The 2,750-nt window shown below is 57.8% G+C and carries 4 protein-coding genes; 1 reads left to right on the top strand and 3 read right to left on the bottom strand.

The genetic code is table 11. The features are described 5' to 3' along the window. Positions 1-605: NIPSNAP family protein (locus AB4043_RS21590; protein WP_442308045.1), on the top strand; the 605-nt coding region annotated here is incomplete at its 5' end. Between the two features lie 185 nt (positions 606-790). Here AB4043_RS21590 and AB4043_RS21585 read toward each other — a convergent pair. The 3 genes from AB4043_RS21585 to serS form a co-directional block, all read right to left on the bottom strand. Further along, positions 791-1,486, bottom strand: a complete 696-nt coding sequence (locus AB4043_RS21585; protein ID WP_442300800.1) for a LolA family protein — start codon at positions 1,484-1,486, stop codon at positions 791-793. Positions 1,487-1,545: 59 nt separating this feature from the next. Further along, positions 1,546-1,902 carry a hypothetical protein gene (locus AB4043_RS21580; protein WP_442300799.1) on the bottom strand — a complete coding sequence of 119 codons (357 nt, stop codon included), beginning with the start codon at positions 1,900-1,902 and terminating at the stop codon, positions 1,546-1,548. Beyond that, a partial coding sequence (gene serS / locus AB4043_RS21575) for a serine--tRNA ligase (protein ID WP_442308044.1) occupies positions 1,902-2,750 on the bottom strand: 849 nt, incomplete at its 5' end. The genes AB4043_RS21580 and serS, both read right to left, overlap by 1 nt.

Raw genomic sequence — 2,750 nt, 5'->3', positions numbered from 1 at the left:
TTCCCGCACTCAACCGCATGGGTATCTCGCCCGTCGGCGCCTTCAAAGTCGATATCGGACCAGAGACACCCACCTATTACTTGCTGCTGCCGTCTAACTCCGCCGAGACATTGCTTACCGTCGACCAGCGCCTCACGAAGGATGCTGAGTTTCTCAAGGCGGCCGCGGGCTTCTGGGATGCGCCTGCAGCGACGCCAGCATTTATCCGCGCAGAAAGCTCCATCTTCTCCGCCTTTACCGGCTGGCCGAAGCTCACAGCGCCGAAGCCYGGCAAACGCATCTTCCAGCTCCGTACGTATGAAAGCCCCGGCTATGCAGCCCATCTGAAGAAGATCGAGATGTTCAACAACGGAGAGATCGAGATCTTCGTCCGTTCCGGCCTGTCTCCGGTCTTCTTTGGCAGTGCTCTGACTGGCCCGTTACTACCGAATCTCACCTACATGCTCACCTTCCCGGATCTGCCGACACTCTCTGCCAACTGGTCGAAGTTTGCTTCCGATCCGGCATGGAAGGATCTGTCGCATCGGCCGGGAAATACGGATGCAGAGATCGTGAGCAACATCACGAATCTCTATCTGAGCCCGTTGGCTTGTTCGCAGATTTAGGGACTCGAACGTTTTTGTTTTGCCATCCGTAGGGATCCGCTTTTCTGCCTCTTCCTCGCGGAGACATCCGGGTTAGAAAAGCAGATTTCTCCGCTACGCTACGAAAGACAAAAAAAGTGACGTCCCTCAACAAACGAAAACCCCGGCATAGTGCCGGGGTTTTTCTTATCCGTCCCTCAGTGAGACTAAGGACGTTTCACGGTAGTCTTGCTCGTCGTCTTGATCTCGAAGGCCTTGGTATCGACCTTCCCGTTCAGCTTGATATTCGTGTAGAAGTTGATGCGCTGGTCGCCCGAAGGCGTAAAGAACTGCTGCTTCAGTGAAACGCCGCGTGCCGGATCCACCCAGATGACGGCGTGCGTGAAGGTGTTCTTGACGCTTTCCTGCTTCGGCACCAAGTCCAGCTTCGCTGTCTGGACACCATCGATCGTCTCCGTACCTTGCGAAGTAATTGCCCACTGCTTCTCCAGCGCCGTTCCTGAGCCGCCAAAGCCCAGGGTCAGAAAGCTCTCTACCTGCGCCTGATTTTTGCTGGTATCGATGAGCGTAAGACTGTCAATGTTCGGTTCATACATCTTCAGCAGACCTGCCGAATATACAACCACCTTCTTCGCAGGCTTCTGAATTACCGCGCCCATCTCTGTCGCGTTGCCCTTCTTCTGGAAGAAGATGATGCCGGTCTGCGTCGTGGTCTCGCGTACTACGCGCTCATAGTTATCCCAGCGGAGATCGGCTGTCGCGGACTGGAACTTCGCCGCGGCGGAGTCCATCTGCTGCACGATCTTCTGCACGTCGGCGTTCTGAGCTGATGCTGGTTTTGCAGAGAAGGCGGCCAGAGTAAGAGCGGCCGCGGCAGTGAACTTAACGAATGCAAAGCGCATAGGCTTTCAACAAATCCTCAGAATGATTGGATGCATACAACCAGGAAAGGTCATCGCCGTTATGGGCGATGGACCCAGACCTTGTACTGGGTCACCTTGCCATGAGCGTCCTTCACAACCTCATACCTATCCATCGTCACCGGACCGGAGTATTGGACAACTGCATACAACAGGTCACCGGCCAGGTCACCCGTGTCATGACGGATGTCCTGTGGCCGAAGCGTGTAGACATACCCCGCGCCGTCCTCCTGCACCAGTGTCTGCGGCGGCGCCAGCGGGTTGTCCTGCGGACGGTCCTTGAAGTCAATGTAGTGCGGCGAGATGAACAGGAACAGCAGAATGAGCGAGACCATGATGTCGTAGTGCAGGCTGCCCCGCTCATAGGTCCAGAAGATGTAGTTGCGAAGAAGCCGCATCAGCGTACCTGCTTTCCGATGACGGTTTCGCCATTCATGTAAGGCACCAGCGCCGGAGGCACGCGCACGGTGCCGTCAGCCTGCTGGTAGTTTTCGAGGATCGCCAGATACGTCCGGCCCACAGCCAGACCGCTGCCGTTCAGCGTGTGCAGCAGCTCGCTCTTCTTCGCGCCCGCAGGGCGGTAGCGAATGCCGGCACGCCGCGCCTGGAAGTCGCTGCAGTTGGAGCAGGAGCTGATCTCGCGGTAGGTTTGCTGTCCCGGCAGCCAAACCTCAAGGTCGTAGGTTTTCGAGGAGCTGAAACCCATATCGCCCGTGCACAGCAGCATCCGCCGGTACGGCAGTCCCAGTCTTTCCAGCACCGTCTCAGCATTACGGGTCAGCTTCTCGTGCTCTTCGGGTGAGGTCTCCGGAGTGGTGAACTTGATCAGCTCCACCTTCTGAAACTGGTGCTGACGGATCATGCCGCGCACATCGCGGCCGTGCGATCCAGCCTCGGCGCGGAAGCACGGTGTATGAGCGGTATAGCTGATCGGTAACTGCGCCGCATCCAGCGTTTCACCGGCATAAAGGTTCGTAATCGGAACCTCCGAGGTCGGAATCAGCCAGTGATCGCCGTCCTTCAGCTCGCCTTCATAAGGACCGCTGTCGTCGCAGTGGAAGAGATCTTCGGCGAACTTCGGCAGCTGCCCGGTGCCGAACAAGGTGCGCGAGTTCACCATGAACGGAGGCAGCACCTCCATGTAGCCATGCTCGCGGGTGTGGAGGTCCAGCATGAAAGCCGCCAGGGCGCGCTCCAGGCGGGCTCCCTGGCCGAAGTGCACGACCATGCGCGCGCCGGAGATCCT

This window comes from Terriglobus sp. YAF25 (assembly GCF_052113305.1).
In the GTDB taxonomy this organism is placed as follows: domain Bacteria; phylum Acidobacteriota; class Terriglobia; order Terriglobales; family Acidobacteriaceae; genus Terriglobus.
Note: the sequence above shows the minus strand (reverse complement) of the source record. Positions and strands in the feature narration are given on the sequence as shown.

Bases quoted from the DNA above. Each gene is read 5' to 3' on its own strand.
- AB4043_RS21585 (WP_442300800.1), bottom strand. From the start codon at position 1,486: ATGCGCTTTGCATTCGTTAAGTTCACTGCCGCGGCCGCTCTTACTCTG.
- AB4043_RS21580 (WP_442300799.1), bottom strand. From the start codon at position 1,902: ATGCGGCTTCTTCGCAACTACATCTTCTGGACCTATGAGCGGGGCAGC.